Below are 14,174 nucleotides of genomic sequence, written 5' to 3'. Positions count from 1 at the left end.
TTCGCAGCACAAGGCTGCTCACAGGGAACGCGTACCTCCTGTAGGAGCAGCCTTGTGCTGCGAATGGGCTGCAAAGCAGCCCCGGCGATCTCAAGCCTCGCTCATCTCTTCCAACCGGTGCGACACTCGCCCGCTCAACCCCACCCGCATGTCATTGCCACTCGGCTGCTGATACAAGCTCAAGCCAAACTCCGGCAACACCGCCAGCAGATAATCGAAGATATCCCCCTGAATCCGCTCGTACTCCGCCCACACCGTGGTGGTGGTGAAGCAGTAGATCTCCAGCGGCACCCCTTCGGCGGTGGTCTGCATCTGCCGGACCATGCAGGTCATGCCTTGATGCACATTGGGGTGGTTCTTCAGGTAAGCCAGAGCAAACGCGCGGAAGGTGCCGATATTGGTCAGCTTGCGGCGGTTGGCGGACAGCTCGGCCACCGGCCCCAGCGCTTCGTTCCAGGTTTGCAGTTCCTGGCGCTTGCCAGCCAGGTAGTCGCCCAGCAGGCGCACCTGGGTCAGGCGCTGTTCCTCTTCGCGGGTCAGAAAACGCACACCCGCCGCGTCGATGAACAGGCTGCGCTTGATGCGCCGGCCGCCTGACTGCTGCATGCCGCGGTAGTTGCGGAACGATTCGCTCATCAAGCGCCAGGTCGGGATCGAGACGATGGTCTTGTCGAAGTTCTGCACCTTCACCGTGTGCAAGGTGATGTCCACTACATCGCCATCGGCACCGACCTGGGGCATTTCGATCCAGTCACCCACATGCAGCATGTCGTTACTGGTCAATTGCACGCTGGCCACGAACGACAGCAGGGTGTCCTTGTAGACCAACAGCAGCACCGCCGACATGGCACCCAGGCCCGACAGCAGCAGCAACGGCGAGCGGTCGATAAGCGTGGCGACGATGACGATGGAGGCGAAGATCCACAGCATCATCTTGGCCAGTTGCACATAGCCCTTGATCGAGCGGGTGCGGGCATGCTCGGTGCGCGCGTAGATGTCGAGCAAGGCATCCAGCAGGCACGACAGGGCCATGGTCATGAACAGCAGGGTAAAGGCCAGGGCAACGTTGCCGAGGAAGTGCTGCGCCGTGTCGGACAGCTCTGGCACCAGCTTCAGGCCAAACTGCAGCACCAGCGACGGTGTGGTCTGGGCCAGCCGGTGCAGCACTTTGTTGTGGCGCAGGTCATCCAGCCATTTCAGCGCCTGTTGGCGCGCCAGCAGGCGGGTGCCGTGCAGCATCAGGAAGCGCGAAAGGCGGCCGACGACTAAAGAAATCAGCAGCAGGACGGCCAGGCCGATGGCGGCGTGGAGCATGGGATGTTGATCGAGGGTGCCCCAGAGGTCGAGGGAGTCACGCCAGATTCGTTGGATATCCATGGGGTTTTGAACAGTCTGTATTGCCAAACGAAGCGCCATTAGAGCGCGGATGCCGATAAAGTTGCCAAAAGAAATTCGGCTATGGCGGCAGAAAACGTTACCCTATGCAACTGAATTTCCCGCACTTGCCTGAGGTTACCTCCGTGTTTTCCCAATTCGCCCTGCACGAACGCCTGCTTAAAGCCGTGGCCGAGCTTAAATTTGTCGAGCCGACCCCGGTGCAGGCAGCGGCCATCCCCCTGGCCCTGCAAGGGCGTGACCTGCGTGTGACCGCGCAGACCGGCAGCGGCAAGACCGCGGCATTCGTCCTGCCAATGCTCAATCGCCTGGTCGACCTGAGCGGCCCGCGCGTGGAAATCCGTGCGCTGATCCTGCTGCCCACCCGTGAGCTGGCACAACAGACCCTCAAGCAGGTGCAACTGTTCTCCCAGTTCACCTACATCAAGGCCGGCCTGGTTACCGGCGGTGAGGACTTCAAGGAACAGGCCGCCATGCTGCGCAAGGTGCCGGACGTGCTGATCGGCACCCCGGGCCGCCTGCTCGAGCAACTCAACGCCGGCAACCTGGACCTGTCCCACGTCAAGGTCATGATCCTCGATGAAGCCGACCGCATGCTCGACATGGGCTTTGCCGAAGACATGGAGCGCCTGTGCAAGGAGTGTGAGAACCGTGAGCAGACCCTGCTGTTCTCCGCCACCACAGGCGGCGCGGCCCTGCGCGACATCATCGGCAAGGTGTTGAAAGACCCTGAGCACCTGATGCTCAACAGCGTCTCGCAGCTGGCCGAAGGCACCCGTCAGCAGATCATCATGGCTGACCACGACCAGCACAAAGAGAAGATCGTCCAGTGGTTGCTGGAAAACGAGACCTACCAGAAGGCGATCATCTTCACCAACACCCGTGCCCTGGCCGATCGCATCTATGGTCACCTGGTGGCCAAGGACGTGAAGGCCTTCGTCCTGCACGGTGAGAAGGACCAGAAAGACCGCAAGCTGGCCATTGAACGCTTCAAGCAGGGCAGCTCCAACGTGCTGGTGGCAACCGACGTCGCCGCCCGTGGCCTGGACATCGACGGCCTGGACCTGGTGATCAACTTCGACATGCCACGCAGCGGTGACGAGTACGTGCACCGTATTGGCCGTACCGGCCGAGCGGGGGGCGAAGGCCTGGCGATCTCGTTGATCACCCACAACGACTGGAACTTGATGTCGAGTGTCGAACGCTACCTCAAGCAGCAGTTCGAGCGCCGGGTGATCAAGGAAGTCAAAGGCACCTACAACGGGCCTAAAAAGGTCAAGGCTTCGGGCAAGGCTGCCGGTACCAAAAAGAAAAAGGTCGAGAAGAAGTCGGGTGACAAGAAAGCTGGGGCCAAGCGCAAGCCGACCGCTAAGCCAAAGGCCAATGCGCCACTGGCCAGCTCCGACGGCATGGCGCCGCTGAAAAAGCGCACGCCAGCGGCTGAGTAAGCCGTCTGCAGCCCTATCGCCGCCTTGCCGGCGATAGGGCCTTTACCGCCTCTGCGTCACTCCGCTTTTTTCTCCGCTGTCTTCAATTCCTTGATTCGCGTATCGATCAGCTGGCACTTGTCCGGCAAATGCCGGCTGCACAGCTGGTAGTTACTGGAAAGCCCCGTGTTAAGGGCTTCGGCACAAGTGGGCGGGCTAGTGCTGGTCGCAGCTCTATACAGTTTCGGTCACGGTATTCAGGGGCAGGGAAGGGCGGGGTAGTGGCATGGCCCAGATCGTAATCGGCAATCAGTAAGTTAGCACAGGCTGGAAATTACTGATTAGCACAGGGGTGCCGTGCTAGAGCGGTTGCACAACGTTCATAATCAGTAAATCAGTAAATCAGTAAATATACATACATACGCTGTGACCGTATGGGGTGCTTTGACTGTTAAGTGAAAAAATTACTGATTACTGATTACGGGGGCTTGGAGCCGCTCTATAGCGCACCTTTCAGCGTAATCAGTAATTTTTTCAATTACTGATTATTGTGCTGGCTCTGTGCCATCCCTGGCGCCCAGCTCCCGATCACCCAGCATTCCAGTAGCGCTTCACGGTCGTCAGGCTCAGCCCGGACAGCTTGGCAACTTCGCTCTGTGACCGCCCCTCCTTGAATGCTTGGACCTTTTCCACTGTGCTGGTAGCCACCGGTCGCCCCAGCTTCTTGCCTTCGTTCTTCACGCGCTGCAGGCCCGCCTGGGTGCGTTCAATGATCAGGTCGCGCTCGAACTCGGCAACAGCCGTAAGAACACCCATTGTCATCTTGCCGGCTGGGCTGTTCAGGTCGACACCACCTAGTGCCAGGCAAACCACCTTGATCCCACGCTTCGCCAGCTCCTTGACCGTTGACTGCACGTCTATGGCGTTCCGTCCAAGGCGGTCGAGCTTGGTGACCAACAGGATGTCGCCTTCTTCCATGCGCTCCAGCAGCTTCGCGAACTGCGGTCGCTGAGCAGCCACTGTGCTGCCCGATACTGTTTCAGTGACTATGCGCTTGAGCTCCACAGCGAAGCCTGCGGCCGTGAGTTCCTGCACTTGGTTCTCCGCGGTCTGGTCACTGGTGGATACCCTGCAATACGCAAACGTCCTCATGGTGATCACCTCTCTAGCTAGTGCCAACAAACGTAGTGCCAGGCTAGGCTAGCACCAACAAACGGTCAATGCCTATTTGTTGGCACCGACATGCAGGCCGATCAGTGGTAGCGTTTAGCGCTCGATTGTTGGCACCAGTCAGAGCCCAGCAAATAAGGGGGCAAGCTGGAGCCTGTGGGTGATCATCACCGAATGATGATCGTTGCAAATAGGTGGGTCAGGCGCAGCGAGAGAGACACATGCAGGGCGAGGCGGTGGTCGACTTGCCAGGAAAAGAGTGACAGGGGGCTGAAATACTTGACCGTGGGTGGGTGGGGTATCGTCCCCGAGCGTCGCTCTGTACGTAAATAGGCTTCTGTGATCCCGAGCTCGTTTTTCAAAAATCCGAAAAATATATTCCGACAAACGGCAATCCGAAAACTGTGCCACCCCTTTAGAAACCGTGTAACCGTGAGTCTATATAAAACTTAAATATTCAATAAAAACAGTTATCTATGAATGCGGATTCACACCATGGCAAAAAACGCGCCAAATACCCGACAGGCGGTACTTCCGAGTCCCTCATAACCGCATAACGTGAAGGCATCACGAAATCACTCGGGGGGAGCGATAAGTGAGCCAATCCACGACCGCCGCGCTGTGCACCGTCCGAGAGCTAGCCAAACTCGCAGGCCTCGACGTTTCTACTTTCGCCAAGCATCCCGAACTGCTGCCTGCCACCACTGTGCGCACCGGCAAGAGTGGCCGCCCGCCCAGGGTGTGGACCACCGCGCAGCTTGCCGAGCTGATCCAGAAGCGCACCGCTGGCTGGACCGACTTGGAATTGCGCCTGCGAGCCGCATTGCTCGACCCACGTCCAGCGGAGGCCGCCATGGGGAACCCGTTCCCAGGTTACCGGCACATCGCGGGCTCCCTCTACTTCGTGCCCAACCGCGACGGTGTAGATCACCCCGAAGATGCACCTGAACATGAGCGTCCTGCCATCACCGCTGCGCTGATCCATGAGCGCCATCTGGACGCCGAACGCCGTGCCGCTGCCCGTGCTCGCTCTCGCGCCCGCAATCACAAACCGACTCCAGCCTGAGGCCACCGCCATGAAATCGAACCTTCTGAACTTCCCTGGCCCGATGAGTCGTGCCATGGCGCAAGTCAGCGCCGACGACCTGGGTACGGTGGCACCGCTTGGTGGAGCTTACAGCCTGCTCGGTTCGCAGTGCCAATACCTGCCGCCTGCGCCCGTTGACCCTCGGTGCCGCTACTACGGGCCGCGTGTGGGGATGGCCGGCTACCTCATGACCGATGAAGAACTTTTGATTGCCGCCGCCATGGCTGAGAAAGCCGCAGGCGTGACCGCACACTGATACCGGCGGCTGCCGGGGGAGCATCCGAAATGGCATTTGCAGACCTGATGGCCCAACTCAACCAAGGCGTTGGCAATCTCACCGGCACGCCGATGGGTCAGCTCGGCATGAGCCTGTTGGCCGCCTCCGGCCCTCAAGCTGGAAATCCTGGTGGTGCTGCCCGGTTCGGTCAGGCGCTGGCCGGCATGAGCGAGCTGCAGCGTGCACAAGCGCTGAACGAATATCGCCAACAAATGGTTGCTACACAGCAGGCTGACCATCAGATGCGTCAGCAACAGGCCCAGGCCCGCATCGACCAGCAGCAACGCCAGCAGGATGCGTTCAGTGACCCGGAATTCCTCGCCACCTTGGGGCCGATGGCGCGGCTGATGGCCCAGCACGGGCTGGATCCGCAGCAAGTGATCCGTGCCCAGCAAGCCGACAACCTGCAGCAACACCGTGCCGCCCAGCTGCAGCAGCAAGCCTCCCAGTTCGACCAGCGCCAGGCCCGTATCGGTGCCGGTGATAGCGGCGCCCAGTCGAGCGGTCCACGCCAGCGTGCACTGCCAACGTTGATCCCCGAGCACCTGCCAAACGGCATGATTCAGGATCACCGCCTGAACCCACAAACCGGCGAGTTCGAGCCTTGGGGCAGTCCGTACAGCAAGTACGCACCCGGTCGCGCCAAGACCAACAAGGCCGTGGATGCCGTCGCGGATGAACTGGCCCCGGCGCCGGAGCAAAGCGGTCTGGATGCCTTGCCTGGTAACGGCAATTTGCAGAGCTACGCGCCGCAATCCGGCCCGGTCGGTGTCATGCCGATGTCCGCTGCCGGCTCCTTGGCGCGGGCGAAGACCAAACCTGCCGGCAGCGCTGACGACAACCTCAAGGCAGCCAATGCTGCCATCGCATCGGGCAAGTCCCGGCAGGCAGTGGTAAGCCGGCTGATGCAGGCGGGCTACACCGCTGAGCAGATCCAGGCGGCGGGTATCTGACCATGGCCATGTCCTTCGACGACTTGCCGGATGAAGCGGCAACCCCTGTGCCGAAGGTTCAGGCCAAGCCATTGTCGGCAGGCCTGAACTTCGACGACTTACCGGATGAAGCCCCAGCCGCTGTGCCGAATGCTGCCCCCGAACTGGGTGGCATCGCTGGCTACATGAGCCGATTCAATCCCGGCGAGCTGTACCGTGGCGCCGCGCGGTCGGTGGACTACATGGGTCTTGCCGCTGCTCGCGTCCTTGGCATCCCTGCCGCGCAAGCATTCGACGCGGCGCACGGATTGGTCACCGACGACGCGCCAAACATGGCGCAAAACGCCTTGAGCCAACATGTGCTGAACCCGCTGCAGCAGCGCGCTGACTCGCTTGCACCTGCGGCTGATGCCTCCATGGCGGACAAGGTCATGCACGGGGTCGGTGGCCTCGGTGGCAACCTGTTGGCGATGCTGGCGACTGGCGGCTTGTCCCGCGCCCCGGCCATGGCTGAAGCCGCCGCGACGACCCTGCCGCGAGTTGCCGGCGAAGTAGCCCAGGCGGCTCGCACCATGGCCGTGCCAGCGGCAACCGATGCGATCAACACCGGCCACGACATCGAGGCGCAGACGGGATCGCTCCCGCAGGCGCTCGGAGGTGCGGCCGCTGCTGGTGCCGCGAACATCGGCATGGGCCTGCTGCCCGCTGCGCTGCCTGGCAACCTGGCAATGCGTGTCGCGACTGGCGCGCCCGTTGGCGCTGCTACGGGGGAAGTCACCCGGCACCTGCGCAACCTGGCGATGCCAGAAGGTATGCAGCAACCTTTCGACCCGTCCAACCTAGCGGTGGATGCGCTGACTGGCTCTGTGCTGGCAGGCGCTATGGGGCGCAATCCAGAAGCTCGTGCATCGGTGGTCGACCGCATGACCAGCCTCCAGCAGGACGCCATCAACCGCACCGACCCAGCCGCCCTTCAAGACCCCGCAGCACAGCTGCCAGCAGCCCAGCCCGAAGCGCAGCAGGCCATGCCGGTGGAAACCCCAGCACCTGCGCCAATTGCCCCGAAAACGCCGTTCGCAGGCTCCAGCAATGTGCGTCCGTTGTTTGAGTCGATGGGCATGGACCAGAGCCAGATGGACAGCAGCCTGGCCCTGCTGGCAGATGATGCCCCGGATATCGACGCAGCCCGCCGTGGCACGATCAGCTGGGAAGAAACTGGCCGACTCGCCGCCCTTACCGGGACCACTATCGACAAGCTGCGCAAGCACCGCGCAGGCGCGGCATTCAATGCCGAAGAACAGATCGCGGCAACACGTCTGCTCAAGGATCAAACAACCAAGACTCTGGACCTTGGCGCCAAGATCAGTAGCGGCAACGCCAGCGAGATCGAGCAGGCCAACTTCCTGCAAAGCCTCAACGACCTGCGCACCACGCAGAAGGCTGTCATGGCCAGCCGAGCTGAAATCGGCCGCGCCTTATCTATCATGCGTGCCGACGTGACGACGATGAAACAGGCGTCTCACTTGCTCGATGGCGTGGGCGGTGCCCAAGGCGCCAAGGCCATTGCTGATGCCCTGACCAATGCTGCCCGCGTGGGTGGTGTTGAGGCCGCCAACAAGCTGGCCCGCCAGGCTGGAAGCGATGGTTTCTGGACCGCGTATAAGTCGCTGCTGCTGTCCAGCCCGGACACCCATGCGGTGAACATCATCAGCAACCTGGCCACCAGCCTGATGCAGGTTCCAACCCGCGCAGTTGCCGGTGGCATCGGTGCAGCCAAGCGCCTTATAGGACTGAACGGCGAAACCCGCTTGGGAGAATCCGTCTACCAACTGGGCGGCATGCTCGAAGGCGCCGTCAACGGTGCCCGCGGCGCGGTCGATTCGTGGCGCACCGGCGAAGATGCGTTCGGCGGTGAGAACAAGGCCGAGGTCTACCGCACTGATTACCCAGGCCAAAAGGTGTGGGGTGTGCCACTGCGCCTGCTCCAGTCGGAAGACCAGTTCTTCAAGTACTTGAACGACGGGATGGCTCGCTACTCGGGCGCTTACCGCATGGCCGCCAGCGAAGTGAAAGGCCAAGGCCCGCTGGCCGTTAACAAGCGTGCGCGAGAAATCCTCGCCGACCCGCCCAAGGAACTGATCGAAGCCGGCGAAGACGCGGCCCTGTTCCACACCTTCAACAACCAGGCCGGCAAGATCACCCAAGCCGTGAACAACCTGCGCCACTCTCTGCCGTATGGCACTGGCAACCTGGTTGTGCCGTTCCTCAAGACACCGGCCAACCTGATCACCTACGCGGCCAAGCACAGCCCCGCCGCGCCGATCTTCAAGCAGGTGCGCCAGGATTTGCGCGCAGGTGGCCATGTGCAGGAAGAGGCCCTGGCGCGCATGGGCATCGGCTCGCTGCTGATGTCGTTCGGTGCCATCGGGCAAATGGGCGGATGGCTGAACGGGGGTGGCCCCTCGGACGAAGAAAAACGCAAGGCTTGGCTCGCGGCGGGCAACAGGCCGTACACAATCCGCGTCAATGATGAGTGGTACGACTACAGCCGGATTGAGCCACTCGCCACCCTGGTGGGCATCAGCGCCGACATCGCCAGCGGTGTCGAAGATCAGGCCCTTGGCTTCGCCACCATCATGAAAGCGATTGGCCGCAACTTCACTTCGAAAACCTGGCTCCAGGGCCTGAGCGGTGTGATGCAGGCCATGAGCGATCCAGACCGCTATGGTGACGCCTGGGTCAACCGTACTGCCGCCACCCTGGCGCAGCCTGCCACGATCCTGAGTCATGTCGGTCGGTACATGGACCCCTACCAGCGCGAAACCGACCGCGCCAGCTTCGTCGACCAGCTCAAGTACCGGTTGCCGGGCCTGCGCGAAAGCCTGCCCCAAAAGCTCGACGTCTATGGCGAACCGGTCATGGAAGCTGATCGCCAGATCGGGCGGGCAGGTCCGTTCCCAATCTCCAAGCCGAGTGATGACCTGGTGCGCAAGGAAGCAAGTCGCCTTGGCTGGGCGCCTGGCAAGCAGCAGGACTCTTTCATCTCCGGCAAGCAGAAGCATGTGCTGACGGCCGAGCAGGTGCACGAACGCGACCAGATCACCGGCCAATTGATCCACCGCGACGCCGCTGCGCTGATGCGCAGCAAGGCATGGCAAGCCCTGGATGACGAACAGCGCCGGCAGGCCCTGGACAAGGTTGTCACCAAGGCGCGCAACGCCGTGAAGGTCGCGCTGATTCCCTACGTGGTCAACGGTAAACGTGGCCCGCTCGACCGCCTGAAATCCAGCATCCAACAGAGCGAGGCTCGCCGATGAACACCGCCATTCAAGACGCCAAACGCGCAGTGGCTGACGCCCAGCACCGGGTCGACGCACTTGTGCATCAGCGCGACAGCATCGCCGCTGAACTTCTAGTTGCAGAGGCTGCACTGCGTACCGCACACACCGCGCTCAACCAGATCAAGGGCGCCGATCATAAGGCGCTGATCGCTGCCCGCAAGGATGAGCTCCAGCAACTGCGTGACCGCATCACTGTTGCCAAGCAGCCACTGACCGCGAAGGTCGACCAGGTACAGGAATGGCTCGACCATTTGAACTGGGTGCCAATCAGCCTGGGTGTGCACCTGGCGAGCATCGGGCAGATTGGCCTGGCCGCCGACCAGATGGCCGAACTGGACGACAACGCCAACGCCCGCTTCCGGGTGCAAGCCGAGCGCCTGATAACCAACAAGGCGTGGCCTGGCCTGAGCGACGACACCCGATTCGATAGCCTCAATGCCGCACTGTCCGCTGCCCGCGACGAACAGCTGCGCATCTTCGCTGACGCGGTAGGAGCACGATGACATGGCCTTTTATTCCCGCGAACACCTAGAGCAGTTGCGCAACGACGCGACCTTCAACCAGGTTGACACTGCCCGCGCCCGGATCGAACGCACCGCTAACGATGCGTTCATGGTGATACTCGACGACCCGCTGGTGGACATCACCACGGTGCTCGGTATCGCCGCACCGCGCGCGATTCTGTGCACGTCTATAACCGAAGCCGAAGGCGAACTGCTGGTTCAGTGCCTGCGCATCCAGCGCGCCGAGCGTCAGAAGGTCCGGCAAGGGCGCGTCTTTGGCTGGAGCCCCGAACAAGTATGCCGCCGCCCGCTGACCGATGAAGAACTGAGCACCTACCGTGCCGAGGTCAAGCACCGAGCAGAGACGGCGCGACTGATCCAGCAGCTGAACGAAGCGCTTGAGGGTCAGAAACGCGACGCCGCGACCCAGGCCGGCATCGACCACCTAACCGAGCGCTACGGCCTGGTACAGGCCAAGCCCACTGTGCCGAACGCCAACACTGTGAAGGCCGACCCCAGCGCTGCGCCGATCTATGCCGGTCGGCACGCACCCACTGCGCGCAAAGGAGCACGAAAATGAGCGAATACCTTGAAGAGCTGGGCGCCGAGTTGACTGGCGGTGCAGGCGTGCCGAACGAAATCGACGACGACACCCCGCTGCCGAACGAGCTGGCGGCTGCCGTCGAAGAATACGACGCCTACGCCGAGCTGCGTGACGCACATGTGGTGAAGGAAGACGACACCGACGACGACCAGCAACAGCACCGCGGCCCCAGAAGTGTGCCGCTGGGCGCCCTGCAGGAAGAGCGCAGGCGGCGCCAGGCAATCGAAGCCGACCTGGCCCAGGCTCGTGCGCAGCAACTGGCCCAGCAACAACAGTTCGAACAGATGCTGTTGCAACAACAGCAAATGGCGCAGCAACAGCAGGAACAGCCCATCGACTTCGCCGAGGATCCCGAAGGCTACATCAAGCAGAAGGAGCGTCAGTTCGAACAACGTCTTGCCGACGTGCAGGGCCAGCAGCAGGTGGCGGTGCAGCGCGCACATGTGCAGCAGGTCATCCAGGCAGGCACCCAAGCTGAGCAGTCATTCATGGCCGAGGTGGGCGAGGACAACTACCGGCAGGCGTTCGACGCGGTGAATGGGCAAGTGCTCCAGGCCCTGCGCCAGTCGTATCCACAGGCGACTGAGCAGGAGCTTCAGCAAGTACAGCTCCACGGGCTTATGACTCACGCGCAGCAGTGTCTGGCGCAGGGTAGAAATCCTGCTCAAGCTTTATATGAGCGCGCACAGGCGCTCGGGTTCAAGCCTGGCCATCGTGTGCCTGGCCAGGCCCGCCCAGCCGCACCGACTAGCTTGTCGAGCCTGCCGTCTGGTGCCTACGACGAAGGCGGCGGCCGGCTCACTGCAGCCAAGGTCAACGCGATGAGTGACGCTGAGTTCGCTGCCCTGGTCGACGGCATGAAGCGGTCGGCACACAGTGGGCCGGGGGTTTGATCATGTACGAGGACAGGCTTTTTCGTATCGACAAGGTGCTGTTTGCGCTGCAGTGCGTAGCGGAACGCACTGGCACACGCGATCAGAAGTTGCGGGCTCGCGCTCTGTGCCGTGGTTTCCGGGCCGGCGTGCAAGCGATGGCCTTCTCGCCCCAGCTTACCCCCGACCAGATCGCGGAGATGCTGCAGGCTGAACTGAAAGGCACCCAACCGGTGCTTTAACTTAAGGTGAGCAAGATGATTGATAAACGCGATGGCACCACCAGACGCCCGGTTCCGACCGGAGACACCATGTTCCCCAGGTCCGAGCCGCAGAAGCCTGGGCGCGGCAAAGGCAGCAGCGGTGTGCCGGAGTCGCAACGCCCGGCACCACACAGGAAGGTTACTGACTGATGCGCAGCAGTGGCAGGGATGCCCTTAATTCGCCGGGCCAGTACGAAACGCGAAGCGCTTCCAGCGCTCCCACCGGCTGAGGCTCTCCGTTTTAGGTGGCGCCTGAAACCCCGAAAGCCAGCTTTCGTAATCTTCATCTTTAGGGAGTAAGCCTTCCCGCTCTGCCTTGCTCCAGTCGAAGCTACTTACCCCTGGAGCTTCATCGCGAAAATCCTTTTTGTACTTCTTCACTACATGCAGGCCGTGTTCGCGCAGATCATCAGTTAGCTTCATGCTAAAAAATATTGCGTCATTCGTGTAAAGCGAAAGGGCTTCAACATAGCAGCCATATTCAAGGTTAGCTTTCCCCTTTGCATAAGGGATACCGAAGTAGAAATGCTCCACCTGGGCACCTAATGGCAGCTTCTCTTCCTTGATCTTATCAATAAGTCCGTTTCGCCCCCGGAGCGCGGTGTTCAGATTCTCGACGGCGTCAGCAAGCGCCGTGAAAGAGGCAATGGCGCGGCCAGTGGTCGTGATTTTCCCCATCACGATGTCTTGAAGGGCGGCGATCTGTGGCCTGATTTCGTCGAGCCGGTCGAGGTTGGGTGCCATCTCGAACGCTTCTTTCCCACGACCTGCTGCCCTTTCTTGTTTGTACAACTCGAATGCCATGCAGTCCTTATCATAAGAATCTTTCAATGGCTTAATGTGCTGCTTCTTAAATGCATACGCGACGTTTGCAATCGTGTGGGACAGCATGATGCCTGCGTTAGTACTGCGCAGTTCGCCCCGTAACTCATCACGAAGTTTATTCCTGCCTGCAATCCGTTGGGCCGCCCAGGCACCCAGCCATGCACCCGCCAGAGCGCCCACAACGGTCGTAAATAAATCCCAGTAGTCAACCGACCAGCCAAAACTAGGCAGCCACGACGACGAGGCTGTAAAAACTCCACCTACCGGTTTCCACAAACTCGTCATTACAACCCCCTTCGCTCTATCCGTGGCAAATAGCCAGCGATCATAGCGAGAGGGGCAGGTGGCCGCTATCCATGGTCGCGACGGAAGTCGTGCAGGGTCTTGAGGGTTTCGGCTGCCTGTTGGCGAAACACAGGGTCATCTGCGTTCTCCGCAATTTCCTTCAGCACTGCCGCTGCAGCAGCGATGTGCTGGCGCGCCAGTTCCTGCACAAGGGCCGGGTCTTCGAGGTCGAGCAGTTCATTGGCAAGCTCAAGCGCCTCTTCTGCGCTGGTTGCGGGGTCGTTCATGCGCTCGATCAGGGCTTTCTTTCGTTCCAGGTCTGGGTCGAACATGGTCGTCATCCTCCTTGTGGACCATGCTCAGCGTAGTTTATGCAGCTCCATCCACAACTTCCGCTAGCGCCTCGACGATATCGTCAGGGCTGGCACACGCGGCGTCGATGCGCCCTGATGCGATGTTCAGCACACGCAGCTGCTCGCCGACAGGGTGCCGGGCCAAGTACTGCTCGCAGCGCTCGCGAGCGGACAGCAGCGGCGCGTCAGGGTCGACCAGGCCTACTACATGGCGTAGGCCCAGCTGCTTCTTGATGTGCATCAGCGCGCCTTGCGCTGTAGTGGGGCGGCGATTTATGGTCTTCCACCCTTGGTGATGTCTTCCATCAGTTGATCGAAATCCATGTCCTCATCGCTGATAGGCGCTGCCTGGTGTTGCACGACGGCCACCGGTTCGGGTCGGGTAGCTTCGTGCTCGATAGTCTCGTGACGCGTGTGCCCGAGCTGCGGCTTGCGGCTGGCCTCGACGATGACGGGACCATGGTTGAACGCCGCCAACATCTTGAGCCACTCCACCATCGGCGATTCGTCGGGCTTCTTCTTGTCCGGGTTTTCGGGCTCTGCCACCTTGCCGATACCCCGGTTCAGCACGTCGTTCCGCAGATCCCGCCGTAGGCGTGCATCCGTCGCCGGGTTGAGCGCCTCGTCGATGCTCTTCTGCATCATGATCTTGGCATACTCAATCGCGAGCATGTCCACCTCGTGTTGTGCCCTGCGCTTGGCTGAATTGCGCGCAGCCGCTTCCGTACTGCGTTGAATGGCGGTGTCGTTATCAGCTACCCGCTGCCGTACTGCACCGTAGGTGCACAAGGAGAACGTGGGCGGGGTTAATGGGGCGGTGCTGCTGGTTGTACTGGGCAT

Annotated in this window: 15 protein-coding genes; 9 read left to right on the top strand and 6 right to left on the bottom strand. The window is 61.2% G+C overall.

The window, feature by feature from the left end; translation table 11 throughout:
• Positions 1–90: 90 nt before the first annotated feature.
• On the bottom strand, positions 91–1,377 hold the full coding sequence (locus tag MFF34_RS17605; RefSeq protein WP_238215576.1) for a mechanosensitive ion channel family protein: 1,287 nt from the start codon (positions 1,375–1,377) through the stop codon (positions 91–93).
• A gap of 104 nt (positions 1,378–1,481) precedes the next feature.
• Between MFF34_RS17605 and MFF34_RS17600 the strand changes: the two genes are divergently transcribed.
• Complete coding sequence (locus MFF34_RS17600) at positions 1,482–2,843, top strand: DEAD/DEAH box helicase (RefSeq protein WP_027593135.1); 1,362 nt, start codon at positions 1,482–1,484, stop codon at positions 2,841–2,843.
• A gap of 567 nt (positions 2,844–3,410) precedes the next feature.
• On the opposite strand, the gene MFF34_RS17595 is transcribed toward MFF34_RS17600, so the two are convergent.
• Positions 3,411–3,974, bottom strand: a complete 564-nt coding sequence (locus MFF34_RS17595) for a recombinase family protein (protein WP_238215574.1) — start codon at positions 3,972–3,974, stop codon at positions 3,411–3,413.
• A 613-nt stretch (positions 3,975–4,587) separates the two neighbouring features.
• Between MFF34_RS17595 and MFF34_RS17590 the strand changes: the two genes are divergently transcribed.
• The 8 genes from MFF34_RS17590 to MFF34_RS17555 are packed head-to-tail and all read left to right on the top strand — an operon-like array spanning position 4,588 to position 11,850.
• Positions 4,588–5,058: a hypothetical protein gene (locus MFF34_RS17590; protein WP_238215572.1), complete on the top strand. Its 471-nt coding sequence runs from the start codon at positions 4,588–4,590 to the stop codon at positions 5,056–5,058.
• Positions 5,059–5,068: 10 nt separating this feature from the next.
• Positions 5,069–5,335 carry a hypothetical protein gene (locus MFF34_RS17585; RefSeq protein ID WP_238215570.1) on the top strand — a complete coding sequence of 89 codons (267 nt, stop codon included), beginning with the start codon at positions 5,069–5,071 and terminating at the stop codon, positions 5,333–5,335.
• Positions 5,336–5,364: 29 nt separating this feature from the next.
• Positions 5,365–6,309 (top strand): hypothetical protein, encoded by a 945-nt coding sequence (locus MFF34_RS17580; protein ID WP_238215568.1) that lies wholly within the window; start codon positions 5,365–5,367, stop codon positions 6,307–6,309.
• A gap of 2 nt (positions 6,310–6,311) precedes the next feature.
• Complete coding sequence (locus MFF34_RS17575) at positions 6,312–9,605, top strand: hypothetical protein (protein ID WP_238215566.1); 3,294 nt, start codon at positions 6,312–6,314, stop codon at positions 9,603–9,605.
• The gene (locus tag MFF34_RS17570) at positions 9,602–10,132 is read left to right on the top strand and encodes a hypothetical protein (protein ID WP_238215564.1); all 531 of its coding nucleotides are present in this window, start codon (positions 9,602–9,604) and stop codon (positions 10,130–10,132) included. Before MFF34_RS17575 ends, MFF34_RS17570 begins: the two co-directional genes overlap by 4 nt.
• 1 nt (position 10,133) lies before the next feature.
• Complete coding sequence (locus MFF34_RS17565) at positions 10,134–10,712, top strand: PAS domain-containing protein (protein WP_238215562.1); 579 nt, start codon at positions 10,134–10,136, stop codon at positions 10,710–10,712.
• Positions 10,709–11,629, top strand: coding sequence for a hypothetical protein (locus MFF34_RS17560; protein ID WP_238215560.1), 921 nt, complete (start codon positions 10,709–10,711; stop codon positions 11,627–11,629). Before MFF34_RS17565 ends, MFF34_RS17560 begins: the two co-directional genes overlap by 4 nt.
• Positions 11,630–11,631: 2 nt before the next feature.
• Positions 11,632–11,850 (top strand): hypothetical protein, encoded by a 219-nt coding sequence (locus tag MFF34_RS17555; protein WP_238215558.1) that lies wholly within the window; start codon positions 11,632–11,634, stop codon positions 11,848–11,850.
• Between the two features lie 195 nt (positions 11,851–12,045).
• Here the strand turns inward: MFF34_RS17555 and MFF34_RS17550 are convergent, their stop codons facing one another.
• The 4 genes from MFF34_RS17550 to MFF34_RS17535 all read right to left on the bottom strand — a co-directional run bounded on the left by MFF34_RS17550 (position 12,046) and on the right by MFF34_RS17535 (position 14,174).
• Positions 12,046–12,981 carry a hypothetical protein gene (locus tag MFF34_RS17550; RefSeq protein WP_238215557.1) on the bottom strand — a complete coding sequence of 312 codons (936 nt, stop codon included), beginning with the start codon at positions 12,979–12,981 and terminating at the stop codon, positions 12,046–12,048.
• A gap of 65 nt (positions 12,982–13,046) precedes the next feature.
• Positions 13,047–13,313, bottom strand: coding sequence for a hypothetical protein (locus tag MFF34_RS17545; RefSeq protein ID WP_238215555.1), 267 nt, complete (start codon positions 13,311–13,313; stop codon positions 13,047–13,049).
• Between the two features lie 37 nt (positions 13,314–13,350).
• Entirely contained in the window at positions 13,351–13,575 is a 225-nt protein-coding gene (locus MFF34_RS17540; RefSeq protein WP_238215553.1) for a hypothetical protein, read from the bottom strand.
• A 32-nt stretch (positions 13,576–13,607) separates the two neighbouring features.
• On the bottom strand, positions 13,608–14,174 hold the full coding sequence (locus MFF34_RS17535) for a hypothetical protein (RefSeq protein WP_238215551.1): 567 nt from the start codon (positions 14,172–14,174) through the stop codon (positions 13,608–13,610).

This window comes from Pseudomonas sp. PAGU 2196 (genome assembly GCF_022179005.1).
In the GTDB taxonomy this organism is placed as follows: Bacteria; Pseudomonadota; Gammaproteobacteria; order Pseudomonadales; family Pseudomonadaceae; genus Aquipseudomonas; species Aquipseudomonas kermanshahensis.
Note: the sequence above shows the minus strand (reverse complement) of the source record. Positions and strands in the feature narration are given on the sequence as shown.